The following is a 20,408-nucleotide window of genomic DNA, read 5'->3' as shown; positions in this document are numbered from 1 at the left end:
GAGACCCCCACCGCCCCCCGAAGATGACAGCATGGTCCGATGAGCTCGAAGCGGATCCTCTTCATCGGCGGCAGCGGCATCATCAGCTCGGCGTGCGTCGCCCGCGCGGTGGCCGTCGGACACGACGTGACGGTGCTGAACCGCGGCGGATCGTCGAGCCTCAGGCCGCTGCCACCGGAGGTGCGGCAGGTCGTCGGCGACATCCGCGACCCCGACTCGGTGCGCGAGGCCCTCGGCCGGCAGGGCGGCGACCCGCTCGAGTTCGACGTCGTGTGCGAGTTCACCGCGTTCACGCCCGACCACGTGCGGGTCGACCTCGAGCTGTTCGAGGGGCGCATCGGCCAGTACGTCTTCATCAGCTCGGCCTCGGCGTACCAGACGCCGCCGAGCCGGCTGCCGGTCACCGAGTCGACGCCGCTCGTGAACCCCGTCTGGGACTACTCGCGCGACAAGATCGCCTGCGAGGACCTGCTCGTCGCGGCCATGCGCGAGCGCGGGTTCCCGGCGACGATCGTGCGCCCCTCCCACACCTACGACGCGACGCTGCTGCCGACGCTGGGGCACTGGACCGACGTCGCCCGGATGCGCGCCGCCCGGCCCGTCGTCGTGCACGGAGACGGCACGAGCCTGTGGACCATCACCCACCACTCGGACTTCGCCGTCGCCTTCGTCGGCATCCTCGGCAACCCGATGGCCGTCGGCGACACGTTCCACATCACGGGCGACCACGCGCCCACCTGGAACCAGATCTACGGCTGGCTGGCGGAGGCGGCGGGCGTCGCCGATCCCGAGTTCGTGCACGTGGCATCCGAGACCATCGCCGCCGTGCACCCGGAGTGGGGGCCGGGACTGCTCGGCGACAAGGCGCACTCGATGGTGTTCGACAACGCGAAGGTGAAGGCGCTCGTGCCCGAGTTCCGCACCACCGTGACCTTCGACGAGGGCGCGCGGCGCATCATCGAGTTCCACGACGCGCACCCCGAGCTGCAGCAGGTCGACCCGGTGGCGGATGCCGCGTTCGAGCGCATCCTCGCGCTGCCGCGCCGCTGATCCGCGTCAACCCGTTCCACCGGCACCGCCCGCCGGACTAGCCTGACTGCACGCGACCCGCCCGACGACCGAGCGGTGCCCGCGATGAGGGAAGGGGAACCCCATGACCATCAACTTCGACAACCCGCTGGGCCGGGGCTACGACAAGGGCCGCGAGGCGGAGGTCGAGTACGAGCTGGAGCTCGAGAGCGAGGGCGTCGGCGAGGACGACACCGAGGTCGTCATGGAGGACGTGGCCGACCCGGAGGACGACCAGGAGGAGTTCGGCGGTCGCTGACCGCCGCCTGAACGTCCGCTCGGCGCCATTCGCGCATCCCGCCGGTTTCGAGTTGAATGGAACGCATCCGACCGGCGGTGGCACCCATCGCCGGTCGTCCGATGCTCTTCGACGAAGATGAGGTACTCAGGATGACGGTGCTCCGGCGATCCCTGGTGTTCGGCACGACGGTCGCGCTCGGCTTGGGCCTGACCGCCTGCACGCCCGGTGCGCCGGAGGTCCCGGAGCCGACCGGTCCGATCGTGCAGCTCGGTGCACCGGGAGAGCCGAACCGCACCATGTCGCCCGAGGAGGCGGCCTCGCTCGAGCAGGCCGGCCACACCGAGGCCGACATCGAGTACATGCAGATGATGATCCTGCACCACGAGCAGGCGCTGACCATGACCGGGTACGTCGAGGATCGCACGCGCGACCGCGACATCCGCCTGCTCGCCGAGCGGATGCGGCTCAGCCAGGACGGCGAGATGGACCAGATGGCCGCGTGGCTGCAGGAGCGCGGCACGCCGCTCCGCGACGAGCACGGCGGTCACGGCGGCGGCCACGACATGCCCGGCATGCTCACCGACGAGCAGCTCGCCGAGCTCGAGGCGGCGAAGGGCGCCGAGTTCGACCGGCTGTTCCTCGAGTACATGATCCAGCACCACCAGGGCGCGATGGAGATGACCGCCGACCTGTGGGCCGCCGGCGGCGGGCAGGAGGCGTCGATCGGCCAGTTCGCTCGCCACGTCGAGAGCGACCAGGGGATCGAGATCACGCGCATGCAGCAGATGCTCGCCGACCGCACCTGATCGTCCCGCGGGCTCGGCGGTACCGAGCCCCGGACGCACCGATGCCCGGCGCTCGAGGAGCGCCGGGCATCGTCGTGTCGGGCGGGGAGGCCGCGGCGGCCTCCCCGCCGAGGCGTCAGCTGAAGGAGGCCTTCAACTCGGTGAGCGCCTGGATCACGCTGGCGTCGGCACCGGGGCCGGCCTTGCGGATGGCGTTGTCGAGCTGCGCGATGATCGCGCGCTTGCTCGAGCCGTCGGCGACGAGCACGCCGGCCTCGGCCAGGTGCTTGCGCACCTCGGTCAGGGCCTTGCCCGTCAGGGTGCCGGCGCGCTCGGCCTGGTCGACGTACGACCCGGCGACGGCGAGGCTCGGCGCGTGCTCGTACTTGCCCTGGAGCTGCGCGTTGAGCTCGTCCCACTCGATCTCACCGGCGGCGGCGATCTCGTTGGCCGAGAGCTGCCCGGTCGGGGTGAGGGCCATCGAGTCGAATCCTCGAGCGATCTCGCTGCCGAGGATGTTGCCGTTGTACCAGTAGGTCGACCAGTACCCGCTCAGGGTGAGCGCGTTGGGGTTGAGCGGACCGCGGTCGAGGAAGGCGATCTCCGTCGGGTTCGCCGTGTCGGTGAAGTCGAAGATCGACATGCCGCCCTGGTACCACGCCTGCACCATGATGTCGCGGCCCGGCACCGGGATCAGCGTGCCGTTGTGGGCGACGCAGTTCTCCTGGGCGGTCTGCGGTGCGGGCAGCTTGTAGTAGCTGGCGAACTGCAGCTTGCCGTCGACGATGTCGAAGAGCGCGTTGGCGCCCCACGCCGGCTGGTCGGGCAGGCATCGTGCTCCGGTGCCGCCGCCCCACTCGTCGGTGAAGACCACCTTCGTGCCGTCGTTGTTGAAGGTCGCCGAGTGCCAGTACGCGAAGTTGACGTCCGCCACGGCATCGGTGCGCACCGGGTTCACCGGGTCGGAGATGTCGAGGAGGATGCCGTTGCCCTGGCACGCGCCGGCGGCGAGCCCGATCTCCGGGAAGGCCGTGATGTCGTGGCAGGTGTTGGTGTTCGGGCTCGGCGAGTAGGTGCCGCCCGACGGGTGACGCGGCTGGGTCGGGCCGTTCTGCAGGCCGTTGACCGCGCCGGTCTCGTAGTTCTGGAAGATGCGCGGCTGGCTCACGATCGACGCCGTCTCAGGGGCCGCGAGCGGCACCTTGATGACGTCGATGCGCCACTGCGTCGGGTTCTCGCTCGTCGCATTGCCGGTGCTGCAACCCGCCAGCTCGAGGGCCGAGCGGATGCTCGACGTGCCCGAGTTGTAGAGGTACACGTTGTTCGGGTCATCCGGGTCGGTGACGACCGTGTGGGTGTGCGAACCACGGCAGGTCTGCACGCCGGGCAGCTGCACGGGGTTGTCGATGTCGCTGATGTCGAAGATCCGGATGCCGCGGAAGCGCTCCGCGCTCACCGAGGGCATCGCCGTCGTGCCGCAGTCGATGCGACCGCGCGCCTCCTCGACCGACATGAACAGCAGGTCGCCGTAGACCGAGACGTCACCCTGGCCGCCGGGGCAGACGAACTGCGACTTCAGCGTCGGAGCGGCCGGGTCGGAGACGTCGTAGACCTGGAAGCCGTTGTAGTTGCCCACGATGGCGTGGTCGCCCGTGAAGGCCAGGTCGGAGTTCACGTAGCTGAAGTTGCCCGGGGCGGCGTCGAACGCGCCCTGGCGCGGGATGCTCTCGAGCAGCTCGACGCCGCTCGTGGCGACGGGGGCGTCGAGGTAGCCGCCGGGCATGCCGACGCGGGGGTCGTCCTCGGCGGCGGCGGCCGTGGCGGTCATCAGCGACGCGCCGAGCACGAAGGCTCCGGCCGCGGCGATGGCGCGCCTGCGCCGTCGCACGGGTTCAGTCGTGTTTCTCATGGAAGTGGTGCCCTCTCTTTCGCGGTAGCGATCGAGCCCTTCGGGATGCAGTCGAGCCGCACCTCGTCGTGCGGCTCGAGCCCTCCTGGGGCCATCTCTGGCCCCAACATAGCTATGAATCGGCCGAATGTCAGCAACCGCTTTCCGAGCTTTCCTCACATTACCGCCCGATCTGTCGGTCGCGGGGCGTAGGCTCGCGTCATCATGTGCGGACGTTTCGTGGTCTCGCAGGAGGTCGACGACCTGACCGCGGTCTTCGACGCCGAGAACGACTTCGCCGATTGGCGGCCCTCGTACAGCCTCGCCCCCACCGACACGATCCCGATCGTGCGCGAACGGGCGAAGTCCGACACGGGCGAGTTCGTCCGGCGGCTCGAGCCGGCCCGCTGGGACTTCCATCCCGCATTCATGAAGGAGTCGAAGCGGCCGCAGTTCAACAGTCGCATCGAGACCGTCGCGACGAACGGGCTGTGGAAGGGGGCCTTCGCGTCCGGCCGCTGCATCGTGCCGATGCGCGGCTACTACGAATGGACGGGCGAGCCGGGCAAGAAGCGCGCCCACTACCTGCACGGGCCCGACGACCTCCTCGCCGCCGCCGCGATCTCCACCGCGCGCAAGCTCGACGACGACACCTGGGAGGTCTCGACCTCGATCATCACGCGCGAGGCGCGCGATGCGTCCGGCGAGATCCACGACCGGATGCCGGTGTACCTCCCCCTCGACGCGGTCGACCACTACCTCGACCCCGCCAAGCTCTCCCCCGGCGACGCGCAGGCCATGGTCGACTTCCTCCTCGCGCAGTCCGACCGGGTCGCGCCGACGATCACCGAGTACGAGGTCGACCCGCGCGTGAACAACCACCGCCGCATCGACCCCCACGACCCGGGCCTCATCGAGCCCTTGGGCGACGAGCCGACGCTCCTCTGAGCAGCCCGCCCGCCGCGCATCGTCGCGACGTGTGACGAGACGACGCCCCGCCTACCGCGACAGCAGCGCCCGCCGGACCACTCGGGCGCTCCATCTCCCGAGCAGGACCCCCGCGACCGTGTCCGAGACGTGGTGCTGCCCGCGATAGATCCGCGAGAACGCGATCCCGCCCGGGATCACGTACCGCAGCAGCGGCCCGAGGACGCGGGACCCGCGCAGCCCGTACCGGTCGACGAGGTCGGCCAGCGTGGTGTGGAGCGCGACGGCCGCAGCCGTGTGCCCGGAGGGGAACGACGAGGTCGCGTGCGGCTGCTCGGGCCGCCACACGCCATGCGGTCGCGGTCGACCCACGAGGGCCGCGGATCCGACGAAGCACGCGGTCTCGAGCGCGAGCGCCGCGCCGGGCGCTGCGGCGGAGCGCCAGTCGCGCGTGAGCACCGAGATCCAGCCGCACCAGAACGCCCCGTTCCCGATCGTCTGCGGCACGCCCGAGTACCACGAGAGCGGACCGGTGACCCGATCGAGCACCTCGCGACGCTCGGCCGGCTCGACGGGCGCGGCGTCGGGTCCGTGCCCGAACGCGGACTGGAGCGCGCGGACCGCCCGGTCCTCGCGCGGGTCGTCGCCGCCCACGACCCGGATGATCCGGCCAGCGCCGGCGAGCACCGCGATCGCCCCGAGCGCCGGGAGGACGAAGGAGCGCAGGAACGCGTGCATGCCCGGCAGCCTAGCCACCCGGGCGCCGGCCGCCCGGAAACGAAGAACGGCCCGGGTCGATGACCCGGGCCGTTTGCTTCGGTGCGCAAGGGGGGAGTTGAACCCCCACGCCCTCACGGGCACACGGACCTGAACCGTGCGCGTCTGCCTATTCCGCCACTTGCGCATACCAGCTCCCACACAGGTGCGAACCAGCCAACCGAGACTAACATACCTGCGCGTGGCATCCGCCCACTCCCCCTCCCCCAACCGCCCGACCTCGGCATCCGCTCGGAGTCGCTGCAACCCCTCGCGCCGCCCCTCGACGCGGGCATAGCCTTGACTACCGGCACCGGCGCCCCGACCAGTTCCCCCGATCGAAAGGATCGCCCGTGACCCACCCCCGCGACGATCGCGCGAGCCTGCGCATCAGCGCGCCCGTCGACCCGTCCGAGGTCGAGCTCGGCGGCATCCGCGGCTGGCTCTTCGACCTCGACGGGGTGCTCACGCCGACGGCCGTGGTGCACATGCACGCGTGGGCTCGGCTGTTCGCGCCGTTCCTCGAGGCGCACGGCGCCGAGCCCTACCGCGACGCCGACTACTACGCGTACATCGACGGCAAGCCGCGCTACGACGGGGTCCGCTCGCTGCTGGCCAGCCGGGGCATCACCCTGCCCGAGGGCGAGGTGACGGATGCCGCGACGCTCGACACCGTGCACGGGCTCGGCAACCGCAAGAACGACGCGTTCAACCAGACCCTCGCCGAGGAGGGCGTGCGGCCGTACCCGGCGAGCGTCGCCCTGCTCGACGCGATCGAGCGCGCCGGCGGCGAGGTCGCCGTGGTCTCCAGCTCGAAGAACGCGCCCGCGGTGCTCGAGGCGGCGGGCATCGCCGACCGGTTCGAGGTCGTCGTCGACGGCGCGGTCGCCGCGCGCGAGGGCGTCCCCGGCAAGCCCGCACCCGACATGTTCCTGCGCGCGGCCGAGCTGCTCGGGCTGCCGCCCGAGGAGTGCGCCGTCATCGAGGACGCGGAGTCCGGCGTGAAGGCCGGCGCGTCCGGTCCGTTCGCCCTCGTCGTCGGCGTCGACCGCGGCGTGGGCCGCGATGCGCTGATCGAACTCGGCGCCGACGTGATCGTCGACGAACTCGACGAGCTCATCCCGGCGCTCGAGCGCGCCGGCGAGGCATCCGCCGTTCGCAACGACGGCGACCCCACGACCCCCGCACGCACCACCACCGAAGAGGACCGCGCATGAGGTTCGCCGACACCGACCCCCTGAACCGCTCGATCTTCCCCGTCGACGAGTGGGCGCTCGTCGAGACCGAGTTCGGCGCCGACGACATGGGCCGCACCGAGACGCTGTTCGCCGTGGGCAACGGCTACCTCGGCCTGCGCGGCAATGTCGAGGAGGGCCGTGACGGCCACATGCACGGCACCTTCATCAACGGCTTCCACGAGACCTGGCCCATCCGCCACGCCGAGGAGGCGTTCGGCTTCGCGCGGGTCGGTCAGACCATCGTGAACGCGCCGGATGCCAAGACGATCCGCCTCTACGTCGACGACGAGCCGCTCGTCATCACCGAGGCCGAGATCATGTCGTACGAGCGCCGCCTCGACTTCCGCCTGGGCTTCCTCAGCCGCCGCATCGAGTGGCGCACGCCGTCGGGCAAGCGCGTGCTCATCACCAGCCGGCGCATGACGAGCTTCACCGACCGCCACCTGGGCGTCATCGACTACGAGGTCGAGCTGCTCGACGCCGACGCCGCGGTGACGATCTCCAGCCAGATCCTCAACCGGCAGGACGGCCGCGACGAGTACCGCGCCGGCGTGACCGAGGCGCCGGGCGCCTTCGACCCGCGCAAGGCCGAGACCTTCACCGAGCGGGTGCTCCAGCCGCGCGTGCAGCGCGGCGACGGCGGGCACTACATCCTCGGCTACCAGTGCACGAACTCGGGCATGACCATCTCGGTCGGCGCGCGGCACTCGATCGCGACCGACAACGAGTTCACCGAGACCGGCTACATCGGCGACGACCTCGCGAAGCACACCTACCGGGTGCGCGCGCGGCAGGGCGTGCCGATCCGCATCACCAAGCTGATCAGCTACCACACCGCCCGCAAGGTGCCGGCGCGCGAACTCGTCGACCGCTGCGACCGCACGCTCGACCGCGGCGCCGAGGTCGGCGTGGCCGAGCTGTTCGAGCAGCAGCACGCCTGGCTCGACGACTACTGGGCGCGGTCCGACGTCGAGATCGCCGGTCAGCCGGAGCTGCAGCAGGCGACGCGCTGGAACCTGTTCCAGCTCGCGCAGGCGACCGCCCGCACCGACGGCGGCGGCGTCGCGGCGAAGGGCGTGTCGGGCTCGGGCTACGGCGGCCACTACTTCTGGGACTCCGAGATCTACGTGATGCCGTTCCTCAGCTACACGGCGCCGATCGTGGCCCGCAACGTGCTGCGGTTCCGGCAGCGGATGCTGGACGCCGCCCGCGCCCGCGCGCTCGAGCTGAACCAGCGCGGGGCCCTGTTCCCGTGGCGCACGATCAATGGGCTCGAGTCGAGCGCGTACTACGCCGCCGGCACGGCGCAGTACCACATCGACGCCGACATCGCCTACGCCCTGTGCCAGTACGTGGCGGCCACGGGCGACGAGGACTTCCTCGCGCGGGGTGCGATCGACATCCTCGTCGAGACCGCCCGCATGTGGGAGGACCTCGGCTTCTGGCGCACCAACACCGACGACGTCTTCCACATCCACGGCGTCACGGGCCCCGACGAGTACACGACGGTCGTGAACGACAACCTCTACACGAACGTCATGGCGCGGGCGAACCTCGCGGCCGCGGCATCCGCTGTCGACAACCTGCAGGTGAACCACCCCGACGCCCACAAGCGCCTCGTCGAGCGGCTCGGCGTGACGCCGGCCGAGGTGGCGAGCTGGCGGCGCGCGGCGGCGCACATGCACATCCCGTTCGACCCGCAGCTCGGCGTGCACCCGCAGGACTCGGCCTTCCTCGAGAAGGAGCTGTGGGACCTCGAGCACACCCCCGACAACCACCTGCCGCTGCTGCTGCACTACCACCCGCTGGTGATCTACCGCTTCCAGGTGCTGAAGCAGGCCGACGTCGTGCTCGCCCTCTACCTGCAGGGCGACCGCTTCACGACCGAGGAGAAGCTCGCCGACTTCGAGTACTACGACCCGCTGACCACGGGCGACTCGACGCTGTCGGCGGTCGTGCAGTCGATCATCGCGGCCGAGGTGGGCTACCACGAGCTGGCGCTGCGGTACTTCCGCTCGGCGCTGTTCGTCGACCTCGCCGACCTGCACCACAACGCGGCCGACGGCGTGCACGTCGCGTCGACGGGCGGCGTCTGGGCGGGGCTGGTCTCCGGCTTCGGGGGCTTCCGCGACCACAACGGCCGGTTCACGTTCGACCCGCGCCTGCCCGACGGCTGGGACCGCCTGTCGTTCCGCCTCACGCTGCGCGGCACGCGGATCCGCGTCGACCTGACGGCCGAGGCGATCCGGTTCACGATCGAAGACGGCGAAGCGGATGCCACAGTGCCGCTCGAGGTGCGCGGCGAGCGTCTCGTCGTCAGCCCCGGCGCCCCGCTCGTGGTCGCGCTCGACGGCCACGGCGCGCGCCGCGTGGGTGCGCCGACCATGCAGAACGTGCGCGGCACCCGCCGCGCCGACGGCACCCTGCTGACCGCGTCGATCCCGACGCTGTCGCTCGACGTCGATGAAGAGGAGGCGGCCGCCGTCTTCGACTGACGCCGCATCCCGGAACCGCATCGTTCCGGGCCGTCCCCGGCGCGTTCGCACGGGCTGGGGCTAGCATGTCAGTCGAGTCACGGACCGGACGGGAGACCTGTGGGCCTACTGGACAACTTCGAGAAGGGTCTCGAGCGCGCCGTCAACGGCGCCTTCGCGAAGACCTTCCGCTCGGGGCTGCAGCCCGTCGAGATCACCGCGGCGCTCAAGCGCGAGATCGACACGAAGGCGGCGGTCGTCTCGCGCGACCGCGTCCTCGTGCCGAACCGGTTCGCGGTTCGCATGTCTCCCGCCGACTACGAGCGCATGTCGTCGCTCGGACCGGCGCTCATCGACGAGCTCGTCGACCTCGTGCAGAAGCACGCGGCGAGCCAGCGCTTCCAGTTCGCCGGCGGCATCCGCATCGAGCTGCAGGCCGACACGAGCCTGGCCGAGGGCATGGTCCAGGTCGACTCGCAGAACGTGAAGGGCCGCGTCGCGTGGACCCCGGTGCTCGACGTCGACGGCCGGCGGTACCCGCTCCTCAAGGGCCGCACCGTGATCGGCCGCGGCAGCGAAGCGGATGTCACGCTCGATGACGCCGGCGCCTCGCGCCGCCACGTCGAGGTGCAGTGGGACGGCCAGCGCGCGCGCCTGCGCGACCTCGGATCGACGAACGGCACGCAGCTGAACGGCGCCCCCGTGAAGGAGGCGGTGCTCGAGCCCGACTCCGTCATCAGCATCGGGCGCTCGCGTATCGTGTTCCGGGTGCTCGCCCAAGCCGATCCGTCCGACACCGCCGTCGGGCGACGAGTCGACCCCGGTCAGCGCCGCGATGCGGGCGGTTTCTGGGGGCCGGCCGAATGAGTGAACTGACCCTCCTCGTCCTCCAGCTCGGCTTCCTCGTTCTGCTGTGGGTGTTCGTCTTCGCGATCGTGTACGCGCTCCGCAGCGACCTCTTCGGCCAGCGCGTGCGAAAGCTGCAGCCGGATGTCGCAGCAGCCGGACCCGCACCGGCCCCGTCGGCCGGGCCCGCGGCCCCCACCGCCGCGGTCAACCGACCGGCCCCGCCCTCGGGCGGCGGTGCGGATGCCACGAGCGAGAACGCCACCCGGCTCGTGATCACCTCCGGCGCCAAGGCCGGCGCCGAGTTCCCCCTCGGTCGCGATGAGATCACGATCGGCCGGTCCAGCGACTCCGCGATCATCATCCGCGACGACTACACCTCGACGCACCACGCCCGGCTCATGCTGTGGAACGGCCGCTGGATGATCCAGGACCTCGACTCCACCAACGGCACGTTCCTCAACGGCTCCCGGGTCACCGTGCCGCAGCCCATCCCGCTCGGAGCCACCGTCAAGGTGGGGGCGACGACGTTCGAGCTGCGGCGGTAGCCCATGGCCAGCGTCAAGGCGAGCGCTGCGGTCTCGCACGTCGGACGGGTCCGCTCGAACAACCAGGACTCCGGGTACGCCGGCCGCCGGCTGTTCCTCGTCGCCGACGGCATGGGCGGCCACGCCGGCGGCGACGTCGCGAGCGCGATCGCCACGCAGCGCATCGCCGAGGTCGCCGACACCGACTACGCGTCATCCGCCGAGGCCGTGGCCGCGCTCGAGCAGTCGCTGCTCTCGGCCAACCGCACGCTCGAGGAGACGGTCGCCGACCACTCCGAGCTGACCGGCATGGGCACCACGGTGAGTGCGATGCTCGTCCAGCAGGACCGCGTCGTCATCGCCCACATCGGCGACTCGCGCGTCTATCTCCTGCGTTCGGGCGAGCTGAGCCAGGTCTCCACCGACCACACGTTCGTGCAGCGACTCGTCGACGCCGGCCGCATCACCGCCGAGGAGGCCATGGTGCACCCGCGGCGCTCGGTGCTCATGCGCGTGCTCGGCGACGTGGAGGCCTCGCCGGAGATCGACACGCTCGTCATCGACACGCACCCGGGCGACCGGTGGATGCTCTGCTCCGACGGGCTTTCGGGCGTGGTCCCGTTCGACGAGATCCACGAGATGCTCTCGTCCGACGCGGGCGCGAAGCAGGTCGCCGACCGCCTCGTCAAGGCGTCCCTCGACGGCGGCGCGCCCGACAACGTCACCGTCGTCGTCGTCGACATCGGCGACCCGCCCGCACCCGACACGCCGCCGCTCGTCGTCGGCTCCGCCGCCGCGCCGCTCGCGTTCGGCACACCCGAACCCGCCCGCCGACCCGGCATCCGCCTCACCCCGTTCCGTCCGCACCCGGTGCAGGAGACGCACTTCGAGCCGGACTCGGAGGAGTACTTCGACGAGCTGATCGAAGAGGACGAACGGCGTCGCCGTCGCCGCCGGATGATCTGGAGCCTCTGGATCGTCCTCCTCATCGGCGCGATCGTCACCGCGTTCGCCGTCGGCTACCAGTGGACTCAGACCCGCTACTACGTCGGCGACTACAACGGCCGCGTGGCGATCTACCAGGGCATCCAGCAGGACCTGGGGCCGATCACCCTGAGCCAGCTGCACTCCGAGACGCCGATCGACATCGCCGACCTGCGGACCTACGACCAGCAACGCGTCGAACAGACGATCAGCGCCGGCTCCCTCGAGGAGGCGCGGCGGATCGTGGCGCGATTGGGGGAATCCGTTGACTGACCGCGCCACCCGACCCGACGAGCGCGCGCCCGCCACCGAGGGCGTCCGCCGCATCCGCCTGCCCCAGAAGCTGCGCAACCTCGAGTTCTGGCTGCTGCTCGCCGCGTGCCTCATCAACGCGGGCGCGATCGTGCTCGTGCAGCTCGGCGCGATGGGACGCGTCGACACCCAGCTCGTGCTGCTCGGCGCCGGCCTGTCGGCGCTCGTGTTCGGACTGCACATCGCGATGCGGTTCGTCGCGCGCGACGCCGACCCGTTCCTCCTGCCGATCGCGACGCTGCTCAACGGCCTCGGCATCGCGATGATCTACCGCATCGACATCGCGTACGGCGACGCGGGCTGGCAGAGCGCCGCCGTGCGCCAGATCGTGTGGAGCGCGATCGCGATCATCGCCGCGATCGCGACGATCCTGCTGCTGCGCAACCACCGGACCCTGTTCCGCTACACCTACGTGTCGGGGCTCATCGCGATCGTGCTGCTCCTGCTGCCGCTCGTCCCGGGGCTCGGACGCGAGGTGAGCGGAGCGCGGGTCTGGATCGGCTTCGGCGACATCGCCACCTTCCAGCCGGGTGAGATCGCGAAGATCGCGCTGGCCGTCTTCTTCGCCGGCTACCTCGTGCGCAACCGCGACTCGCTGTCCATGGTGGGCCGCCGCTTCCTCGGCATGAAGTTCCCGCGGGCCCGCGACCTCGGGCCACTCCTCGTCGTCTGGGCGCTGTCGATGTCGGTCATCGTCTTCCAGCGCGACCTCGGAACGGCGCTCCTCTACTTCGGCCTGTTCCTCGTCATGCTGTACGTCGCGACCAGCCGGCTCTCGTGGGTCGTCCTCGGGCTGGCGCTGTTCTTCGGCGGCGCCATCATCGCGAGCCAGACGCTCGAGTACGTCAACGGCCGGTTCCGGAACTGGCTCGACGCGTTCAACCCGGAGGTGTACGAGGCGGCCGGCGGGTCATACCAGCTCGTGCAGGGGCTGTTCGGGCTCGCGAACGGCGGCCTCATCGGCACCGGGCTGGGCCAGGGCCGCCCCGACCTCACGCCCGTGCCGCAGAGCGACTACATCATCGCGAGCCTCGGCGAGGAACTCGGGCTCGCGGGCGTCTTCGTGATCCTCGGCCTGTACGTCCTCTTCGTGGCGCGCGGCTTCCGCATCGGGTTCGCCGGCCAGGACGACTTCGGCAAGCTCCTCGGCGTCGGCCTGTCGTTCGTGGTCGCGCTGCAGGTCTTCATCGTCGTCGGCGGCGTGACCCGCGTCATCCCGCTGACGGGCCTCACCACGCCGTTCCTCGCCGCCGGCGGATCCTCGCTCGTGGCGAACTGGATCATCGTGGCCCTCCTCCTCCGACTGTCCGACACGGTTCGCAACCACCCGAGGCTGGTGATCGACGGATGAACCGAGAACTCAAGCGCGTGACGATCGTCGCCCTCCTCATGTTCCTGACGCTGTTCGTCGCGACGACCGTCATCCAGTACGTCCAGGCGTCGAACCTCGCCGCCGACCCCCGGAACGCCCGCACCCTGTACGAGAGCTACTCGGTCGAACGCGGCCCCATCCTCGTCGGCGGGGAGCCCATCGCGTACTCCGAGCCGAGCGACGACGACTACAAGTTCCAGCGCATCTACGCCAACGGCCCGCTGTATGCGCCCATCACCGGCTTCATCCCGGTGAACGGCGAGGCGACCGGCCTGGAGCAGTCGCTGAACCCCGTGCTCAGCGGCCAGTCCGAGTCCCAGTTCTTCGACTCCCTGAACCGGCTGATCTCCGGGCAGGACCCGATGGGCGCCTCCGTGGAGGTCGCGATCGACCCGGTCGCGCAGCAGGCGGCTTGGGATGCCCTCGGCGACTACACGGGTGCCGTCATCGTGACCGAGCCCGCGACCGGCCGCATCCTCGCCATGGTCACGAAGCCCACGTACGACCCGAACGCCCTCGCGGTGCACAGCGGCACGCAGGTCGAGGAGACCTACCAGGCGCTCGTCGAGGATCCGGGCGACCCGCTCTTCAACCGCGCCACCGGCGGCGACATGAACCCGCCCGGATCGGTGTTCAAGCTCGTCATGACCGCCGCCGCGCTGGAGTCGGGGCAGTTCACGCCCGACAGCACCTTCCCCAACCCGGCCGAGTTCACGCTGCCCGGCACGAGCTCGGTCGTCCGCAACTCGAGCGGCGGCACGTGCGGCGGCGGCTCGGAGGTCACGCTGGCGACGGCGCTCCGGCTCTCGTGCAACATCCCGTTCGCCGAGCTCGCGCTCCAGCTCGGCGATGACGCGATCCGTGCGCAGGCGGAGAAGTTCGGGTTCAACTCCAACTTCACGACGCCCAACCCGACCGAGACCAGCACGTACCCCGGCGACCCCGACGAGCCGCAGACCGCGCTCACCGGATTCGGGCAGGGCGACGTGCGGGCGACGCCCCTGCAGATGGCGATGGTCTCCGCGGCGATCGCCAACGACGGGATCGTCATGAACCCCGACCTGGTCGACTCGATCACGGCACCCGACTTCCGCACGATCGAGGAGTTCTCGGCCTCGGAGTTCGGCCGTGCGATCAGCGCGCAGACGGCCCAGACCATGACCGAGATGATGGTGGACGGCGTCGAGAACGGCGCGGCGAGTAATGCAAGAATAGACGGCGTCAGCGTGGCCGGTAAGACCGGAACCGCGGAGAACGGCGAGGACGATCCATACACCCTCTGGTTCACCGGGTTCGCCCCCGCCGACGACCCTCAGTATGCGATCACGGTCCTCGTGGAAGACGGCGGGGGACTAGGTCAGGAAGGGTTCGGCAACGGTGTTGCCGCGCCGGTTGCGAAGAAGGTACTAGAGGCGGTGCTGAACAAATGAGACCGAGCGCAGGGCTCACCTTCGGTGGGCGCTACGAACTGCAGTCCCGGATCGCCATCGGCGGCATGGGCGAGGTGTGGCAGGCCACCGACCTCGTCATCGGGCGGCAGGTCGCCATCAAGATCCTCAAGGACGAGTACCTCGGCGACCCCGGTTTCCTCGAGCGGTTCCGCGCCGAGGCCCGCCACGCTGCGCTGGTCAACCACGAGGGCATCGCGAACGTCTTCGACTACGGAGAGGAGGAGGGCAGCGCCTTCCTCGTGATGGAGCTCGTCCCCGGCGAGGCCCTCTCGACGATCCTCGAGCGCGAGCACGTGCTCCCCACCGACAAGGTGCTCGACATCGTCGCCCAGACCGCGAGCGCGCTGCAGGCGGCGCACGCCGCGGGCCTCGTGCACCGCGACATCAAGCCCGGCAACCTGCTCATCACGCCCGACGGGCGCGTCAAGATCACCGACTTCGGCATCGCCCGGATCGCCGACCAGGTGCCGCTCACCGCGACCGGCCAGGTCATGGGCACCGTGCAGTACCTCTCGCCCGAGCAGGCGTCCGGACACCCGGCCTCGCCGACGACCGACATCTACTCGCTCGGCATCGTCGCCTACGAGGCGCTCGCGGGCCGCCGTCCCTTCACCGGCGAGTCGCAGGTCGCGATCGCGATGGCGCAGATCAACGAGACGCCGCCCGACCTTCCGGTGACGGTGTCCGAGCCGGTGCGCAACCTCGTCTACTCGTGCATCGCGAAGAACCCGGCCGATCGGCCGCAGACCGCCGCGCACCTGGCGCGCGCGGCGAACGCCCTCCGTCGGGGCGACGTGCGCGGCGCTGCCGCCGCGGTGCCCGCGGTGCTCGGCGCCGCGGCCGGCGCGACCGCCGCCACGGCGATCCTGCCCCAGCAGTCCGGCCCGGGAACGGCCGCCACGACCGTCCTCCCGGCCGGCGCGGCCGCGGTCACCACGACCGAGACCGAGGAGGAGCTCGGCGAGCCCGAGAAGAAGAAGCGCAGCCCGTGGACCTGGCCGCTCATCGTGCTCATCATCCTGCTCGCGCTCGTGCTGATCGGCACGCTCATCGCCCTCGCACTCAACGGAGGCGGCGACGAACCGAACCCCACGCGCTCGACCCCGCCGCAGACCACCTCGGCACCCCCGCAGACGACGAGCGAGGCGCCCCCGCCGCCCACCACGGAGGCACCGCAGACCGTGGTCGTCGACCGGGCCGCCTACATCGGCCGGAACGTCGACGAGGTCCGCGCCGAGCTCGAGCAGGCGGGATTCGCCGTCACCACCCAGCAGGGTGCGGCCGCGACCTCGCCCGACCAGGCCAACACGGTCTCCGACGTGAACCCGAGCGGCACCCTCGCCGTCGGTTCCGCGATCACGGTCACCTACCTCGGCGCTCCCGAGACCCCGAGCGCCCCGGGCAACGCGCCCACCGTGAACCCGGCCGAGGTCGAGCCGGGCGGTCTCGTCGAGGTCAGCTGGCCCGCGGCGAGCTGCCCCTCCGGCCAACAGCTCAGCGGGTACGAGGTCGCCGTGACGGGAGACGCGACCGCGCCGAGCCCCGTCGGCGCCAACACGCGGAGCGTCAACGTGCAGGCCGGCAGCCAGTCGTTCGAGGTGACCTACCGGTACTTCTGCGGCCAGCTCGACTCGCCGTTCTCGCCGGCCGCCCCGGTGACCGTCGCGCCCTAGTCCGCAGCCGAGAGCCCTACCGATCGGAGGAACCGTGAACGATGAAGGTCGCATGCTCGCGGGTCGATACCGCGTGGGTGCGCTCATCGGGCGCGGTGGCATGGCCGACGTCCACGAGGGCACCGACACGCGCCTCGGCCGACAGGTCGCGATCAAGCTGCTGAAGCCCCAGCTCGCAACCGACCCGTCGTTCCGCATGCGGTTCCGGCAGGAGGCGCAGTCGGCCGCACGGATGGCGCATCCGACCATCGTGCGCGTCTTCGACGCCGGCGAGGAGACGGTGCTCGACCGCTCCGGTCATGAGGTGCAGCTGCCCTTCATCGTCATGGAGTACGTCGAGGGCCGGCTGCTGAAGGACATCATCCACGAGGGCCCGCTCGAGCCGCTCGCGGCGGCGCGCGTCATCGAGGGCGTCCTCACCGCGCTGGAGTACTCGCATCGCGCCGGGGTCGTGCACCGCGACATCAAGCCGGGCAACATCATGATCACGACCACCGGCCAGGTGAAGGTGATGGACTTCGGCATCGCGCGTGCGGTCTCCGACTCCGCCACGACGGTCGCGCAGACCACCGCGATCCTCGGCACGGCCTCGTACTTCTCGCCCGAGCAGGCGAAGGGCGAACCGGTCGACGCGCGCACCGACCTCTACAGCACCGGCGTCGTGCTCTTCGAGATGCTGACCGGGCGTCCGCCCTTCCGCGGCGACACCCCGGTCGCGGTCGCGTACCAGCACGTGAGCGAGCGGCCGGTCAAGCCGAGCGTCATCAACCCCAAGGTCTCGCCCGCCCTCGATGTCGTGGTCCTGCACGCGCTCGCGAAGGACCGCGACATCCGCTACCAGACCGCCGCGGAGTTCCGGGCCGAGGTCGAGGAGGCGGCGGCGGGCCGGGTGCCCGTGAAGCGGAAGGTCGACGAGACGGCGCTGTTCTTCGGCACCGACACCGGGTCGCTGTCGACGTCCGAGCTGGCCCTGCGCCAGCTCGCCGAGGACGACACGATGACGCGCACGCAGCGGCGCCCACCGGCGATCTGGATCTGGTCGGGCATCATCGCGGTCGTCGTCATCGTCGTCGCGGTCATGTACTGGGCCTTCAACCTCCAGCCCGCCGACGACCTGCCGTCGAACGCGAGGCAAGTGCCTTCGCTCGCCGGCGCGACGTGGGAGGAGGCGGCGAACGAACTGCAGGCGCTGACGCTCCCCGCGACGCGGATCGACGAGACGAACGACACCGTGCCCGCGGGCGAGGTGATCCGGACCGAGCCCGCCGAGGGCGAGATCGTCGACACGGGCACGCCGATCCGGGTGTTCATCTCGACGGGTCGCGAGGCGGTCGCGGTCCCGGATGTCGTGAACAAGACGCTCGAGGAGGCCAAGGCCGACCTCGAGGGCGCGGGACTGGTGGCCGGAAGCGAGACACGGCAGAACTCTCCGACCGTCGCAGCGGGCACGGTGCTCGGCACCGATCCGGAGGCCGGCGCCTCGGTCGAGACCGGATCGACGGTCAACTTCACGGTCTCGAGCGGCAACGTCACGCTGCCCGACCTCACCGGCCAGTCGCTGCAGGCCGCCTCGTCGTACCTCGGCTCCTCCACGCTGCAGCTCACGCCCGTGCCCGTGCCCGATCCGGACTGCCCGTCGCAGGCCGGGTCGCCGGTCGTGCGCCAGTCGCTGGCGCCCGGCGACGTGCCGCAGAAGTCCGAGGTCGAGCTCGTCTACTGCGCGGGCTGAGCGACCCTGACGAGCGGGTTCAGCGCGCGTGCGCGCTCGGACGCCTCGGCGAGTCCGGTGTCGGCGAGCCAGTTGCCGAGCATGCGGTAGCCGCCCTCGGTCAGCACCGACTCCGGGTGGAACTGGACGCCGTGGATCGGCGCGGACTCATGCCGGAGTCCCATGATGACCCCGCCCTGCGTGCGGCTGGTCACCACGAGGTCGCTCGGCACGGTGCCGTCCACGACGGCGAGCGAGTGGTACCTGGTCGCCGTGAACGGCTGCGGCACGCCCGCGTAGAACGCGCTGTCGTCGTGCACGATGCGCGACGTCTTGCCGTGCATGAGCTCCTCGGCGTTCGTGACCGTCGCCCCGAACGCCTCCGCGATCGCCTGGTGCCCGAGGCACACGCCGAGCAGCGGCTGCCCCGCCTCGAGCGCGGCGTCGACCACGGGGATCGAGACGCCCGCGTCGGCGGGCTTGCCCGGCCCGGGCGAGATGAGGACGCCGTCGTACTCGGCGATGCGTGCGGCGACGTCCGCCACGGCGATGTCGTCGTTGCGGACGACCTCGGTCTCGGCGCCGAGCTCCTGCAGGTAGCCGTTCAGCGTGTAGACGAAGCTGTCGTAGTTGTCGATGACGAGGATCCGGGTCATTGCTCCACCGTGACGTCGATTGGGTTGACGATGCCGTCCAGCCAGGGGAAGACCCAGGTGAACAGCGCGAACACCACTGCGGCGGCGATCACCGCGAGCAGCAGGATGCGGACCCAGACGGGTCCGGGAAGGATGCGCCAGAGCGCTGCGTACACGTCCTACTCCCCCCACGCCGCGACCTGGGCGGCGATCTCGTCCGGCGGGCCGGCGCTGATGGGCTGCCACGACTCGAGGACGCCGTACGCGATGATGCGCTCGGCCGTCGAGTAGAGGGGGTTGCAGCTCGTGAGCGTGATGATGCGGTCCGTGGGCTGGAGGTCCGGTCGGTGCGGCACGGGGGCGAGCACGTCGACCGTGTCGGGCGTGACGTACTCGAAGTCGCGGAACCGGTAGGTGTACCAGCCGTCGCGCGTCTGGATGAAGATGCCGTCGCCGAGCTGCAGCTGCTCGATCTCGTGCATTCCGCCGCCGTACGCGCTGCGATGCGAGGCGATGGCGAAGTTGCCCACCTCGCCGGGCATCTGCGTTCCGGGGTAGTGGCCGACCCCGAGCTGGAAGCTGTTGAGCACGTCGAGGCCGATGCCCTCGGCGATCCCGCGCTGGGAGTTCTCGCCGAACCGCGGCACGTACATGACCGCGAAGGCCTCGCCGTTGCCGTACGCGGTGGTGTCGACGACGGGGTCGCCGTAGCCCTCGGGCGACGGCGCCGGGGTGTCGCCGTGCTGGGCCCGCGCCTGTTCGCGCCACTCCGAGGAGAGCACGGATGCCGCATCCGACTGCTGCGACGCCATGATGGCGTCGTTCCACCAGAGCTGCCAACCCAGGAAGAGCAGGATGAGGACGCCGGCCGTGACGAGGAGTTCGCCGAGGACGCCGACGAAGCTCACCCGGGATCGCGCGGGTTCGGGCGCGCCGGATGGCTCGGGCCGTTCCTCGGCGTCGGCGGGATCGACCCGGTCCTCGATCAGGCCTCCGGGCATACGGGCGATTCTATTCGCCCTCGGATGTGCGGTCTCCGAGTGCCCGCGGCGGATCGACTAGAATCTCGGGCATGGCACGCACGAATTCTTCGAAGCCCGCTCGCGCGGAGCAGCCGAGCGGCGAGGACGCGCCGAATCCCGTCTGGTTCAAGCCCGTCATGTTCGGGTTCATGCTGCTCGGCCTCCTCTGGATTATCGTGTTCTACGTGAGCCAGGGTGCGCTTCCGGTGGCCGACCTCGGGTCGTGGAACATCCTGGTCGGGTTCGGCATCGCCTTCATCGGCTTCCTGATGACCACACGCTGGCGCTGACCGGCGACGATACGAAGGGGGCGGATGCTGCGGCATCCGCCCCCTTCGTCGTATCTCTGCACAGTGTTATCCACATCATCCACAGGGTTCTCCACACCATCCACAAGCTGTGGACGCCGGGAAAACGCGGATTTCCGGACGATGTTCGGAATCACACCGGTGTAACTCTCCCCAACTGTGGACAGCGTTGTGGATAACCCCGGCTCGGAGG

19 protein-coding genes and 1 tRNA gene are annotated in these 20,408 nt (G+C 70.6%); 14 read left to right on the top strand and 6 right to left on the bottom strand.

Features of this window, described 5'->3' with window-relative positions; translation table 11 throughout:
* The first annotated feature begins 39 nt into the window (after positions 1–39).
* From AVP42_RS07325 to AVP42_RS07320, 3 genes are all read left to right on the top strand, one after another.
* Positions 40–1,050, top strand: a complete 1,011-nt coding sequence (locus AVP42_RS07325) for an SDR family oxidoreductase (protein WP_067947593.1) — start codon at positions 40–42, stop codon at positions 1,048–1,050.
* A gap of 103 nt (positions 1,051–1,153) precedes the next feature.
* Complete coding sequence (locus AVP42_RS16415; protein WP_157356752.1) at positions 1,154–1,327, top strand: hypothetical protein; 174 nt, start codon at positions 1,154–1,156, stop codon at positions 1,325–1,327.
* Between the two features lie 131 nt (positions 1,328–1,458).
* Entirely contained in the window at positions 1,459–2,115 is a 657-nt protein-coding gene (locus tag AVP42_RS07320) for a DUF305 domain-containing protein (RefSeq protein ID WP_197466982.1), read from the top strand.
* A gap of 115 nt (positions 2,116–2,230) precedes the next feature.
* On the opposite strand, the gene AVP42_RS07315 is transcribed toward AVP42_RS07320, so the two are convergent.
* Entirely contained in the window at positions 2,231–3,982 is a 1,752-nt protein-coding gene (locus AVP42_RS07315; RefSeq protein ID WP_197466981.1) for an LVIVD repeat-containing protein, read from the bottom strand.
* Positions 3,983–4,207: 225 nt separating this feature from the next.
* Between AVP42_RS07315 and AVP42_RS07310 the strand changes: the two genes are divergently transcribed.
* On the top strand, positions 4,208–4,930 hold the full coding sequence (locus AVP42_RS07310) for an SOS response-associated peptidase (RefSeq protein ID WP_082847066.1): 723 nt from the start codon (positions 4,208–4,210) through the stop codon (positions 4,928–4,930).
* A 51-nt stretch (positions 4,931–4,981) separates the two neighbouring features.
* Here the strand turns inward: AVP42_RS07310 and AVP42_RS07305 are convergent, their stop codons facing one another.
* Together AVP42_RS07305 and AVP42_RS07300 are read right to left on the bottom strand one after the other, a co-directional pair.
* Positions 4,982–5,647 carry a phosphatase PAP2 family protein gene (locus AVP42_RS07305; protein WP_067947587.1) on the bottom strand — a complete coding sequence of 222 codons (666 nt, stop codon included), beginning with the start codon at positions 5,645–5,647 and terminating at the stop codon, positions 4,982–4,984.
* 82 nt (positions 5,648–5,729) lie between these two features.
* Positions 5,730–5,813, bottom strand: a tRNA-Leu gene (locus AVP42_RS07300).
* A 340-nt stretch (positions 5,814–6,153) separates the two neighbouring features.
* Between AVP42_RS07300 and AVP42_RS07295 the strand changes: the two genes are divergently transcribed.
* From AVP42_RS07295 to pknB, 9 genes are all read left to right on the top strand, one after another.
* Complete coding sequence (locus AVP42_RS07295) at positions 6,154–6,882, top strand: HAD-IA family hydrolase (RefSeq protein ID WP_231878577.1); 729 nt, start codon at positions 6,154–6,156, stop codon at positions 6,880–6,882.
* A complete protein-coding gene (locus AVP42_RS07290) occupies positions 6,879–9,398 on the top strand; it encodes a glycoside hydrolase family 65 protein (protein WP_067947584.1) in 2,520 nt (839 codons plus the stop codon). Before AVP42_RS07295 ends, AVP42_RS07290 begins: the two co-directional genes overlap by 4 nt.
* A 99-nt stretch (positions 9,399–9,497) precedes the next feature.
* Entirely contained in the window at positions 9,498–10,244 is a 747-nt protein-coding gene (locus tag AVP42_RS07285; RefSeq protein ID WP_067947582.1) for a DUF3662 and FHA domain-containing protein, read from the top strand.
* A complete protein-coding gene (locus AVP42_RS07280; protein ID WP_067947580.1) occupies positions 10,241–10,771 on the top strand; it encodes an FHA domain-containing protein in 531 nt (176 codons plus the stop codon). The genes AVP42_RS07285 and AVP42_RS07280 overlap by 4 nt, the downstream gene beginning before the upstream one ends.
* Positions 10,772–10,774: 3 nt before the next feature.
* Positions 10,775–12,007, top strand: a complete 1,233-nt coding sequence (locus AVP42_RS07275; RefSeq protein ID WP_067947579.1) for a Stp1/IreP family PP2C-type Ser/Thr phosphatase — start codon at positions 10,775–10,777, stop codon at positions 12,005–12,007.
* The gene (locus AVP42_RS07270) at positions 12,000–13,397 is read left to right on the top strand and encodes an FtsW/RodA/SpoVE family cell cycle protein (RefSeq protein WP_067947578.1); all 1,398 of its coding nucleotides are present in this window, start codon (positions 12,000–12,002) and stop codon (positions 13,395–13,397) included. The genes AVP42_RS07275 and AVP42_RS07270 overlap by 8 nt, the downstream gene beginning before the upstream one ends.
* Positions 13,394–14,848, top strand: coding sequence for a penicillin-binding protein 2 (locus AVP42_RS07265; protein ID WP_067947577.1), 1,455 nt, complete (start codon positions 13,394–13,396; stop codon positions 14,846–14,848). Before AVP42_RS07270 ends, AVP42_RS07265 begins: the two co-directional genes overlap by 4 nt.
* Positions 14,845–16,542 carry a serine/threonine-protein kinase gene (locus AVP42_RS07260; RefSeq protein WP_067947576.1) on the top strand — a complete coding sequence of 566 codons (1,698 nt, stop codon included), beginning with the start codon at positions 14,845–14,847 and terminating at the stop codon, positions 16,540–16,542. The genes AVP42_RS07265 and AVP42_RS07260 overlap by 4 nt, the downstream gene beginning before the upstream one ends.
* A gap of 52 nt (positions 16,543–16,594) precedes the next feature.
* Positions 16,595–18,271, top strand: coding sequence for a Stk1 family PASTA domain-containing Ser/Thr kinase (pknB, locus tag AVP42_RS07255; protein WP_157356759.1), 1,677 nt, complete (start codon positions 16,595–16,597; stop codon positions 18,269–18,271).
* On the opposite strand, the gene AVP42_RS07250 is transcribed toward pknB, so the two are convergent.
* From AVP42_RS07250 to AVP42_RS07245, 3 genes are read right to left on the bottom strand one after another with little or no spacing between them, the layout of a single operon-like run.
* Complete coding sequence (locus tag AVP42_RS07250) at positions 18,256–18,906, bottom strand: aminodeoxychorismate/anthranilate synthase component II (RefSeq protein ID WP_067947575.1); 651 nt, start codon at positions 18,904–18,906, stop codon at positions 18,256–18,258. The two genes, pknB and AVP42_RS07250, sit on opposite strands and share 16 nt — an antisense overlap.
* Complete coding sequence (locus AVP42_RS16650; protein WP_197466980.1) at positions 18,903–19,061, bottom strand: hypothetical protein; 159 nt, start codon at positions 19,059–19,061, stop codon at positions 18,903–18,905. The genes AVP42_RS07250 and AVP42_RS16650 overlap by 4 nt, the downstream gene beginning before the upstream one ends.
* Before the next feature lie 3 nt (positions 19,062–19,064).
* The gene (locus AVP42_RS07245; protein WP_067947574.1) at positions 19,065–19,886 is read right to left on the bottom strand and encodes a class E sortase; all 822 of its coding nucleotides are present in this window, start codon (positions 19,884–19,886) and stop codon (positions 19,065–19,067) included.
* Between the two features lie 71 nt (positions 19,887–19,957).
* Here AVP42_RS07245 and AVP42_RS07240 point away from each other — a divergent pair, with 71 nt between their 5' ends.
* Positions 19,958–20,197, top strand: coding sequence for a cell division protein CrgA (locus AVP42_RS07240; RefSeq protein WP_067947572.1), 240 nt, complete (start codon positions 19,958–19,960; stop codon positions 20,195–20,197).
* Positions 20,198–20,408: the final 211 nt, after the last annotated feature.

The sequence above is a fragment of the Agromyces sp. NDB4Y10 genome, from assembly GCF_001620055.1.
Lineage (GTDB): Bacteria > Actinomycetota > Actinomycetes > Actinomycetales > Microbacteriaceae > Agromyces > Agromyces indicus.
Note: the sequence above shows the minus strand (reverse complement) of the source record. Positions and strands in the feature narration are given on the sequence as shown.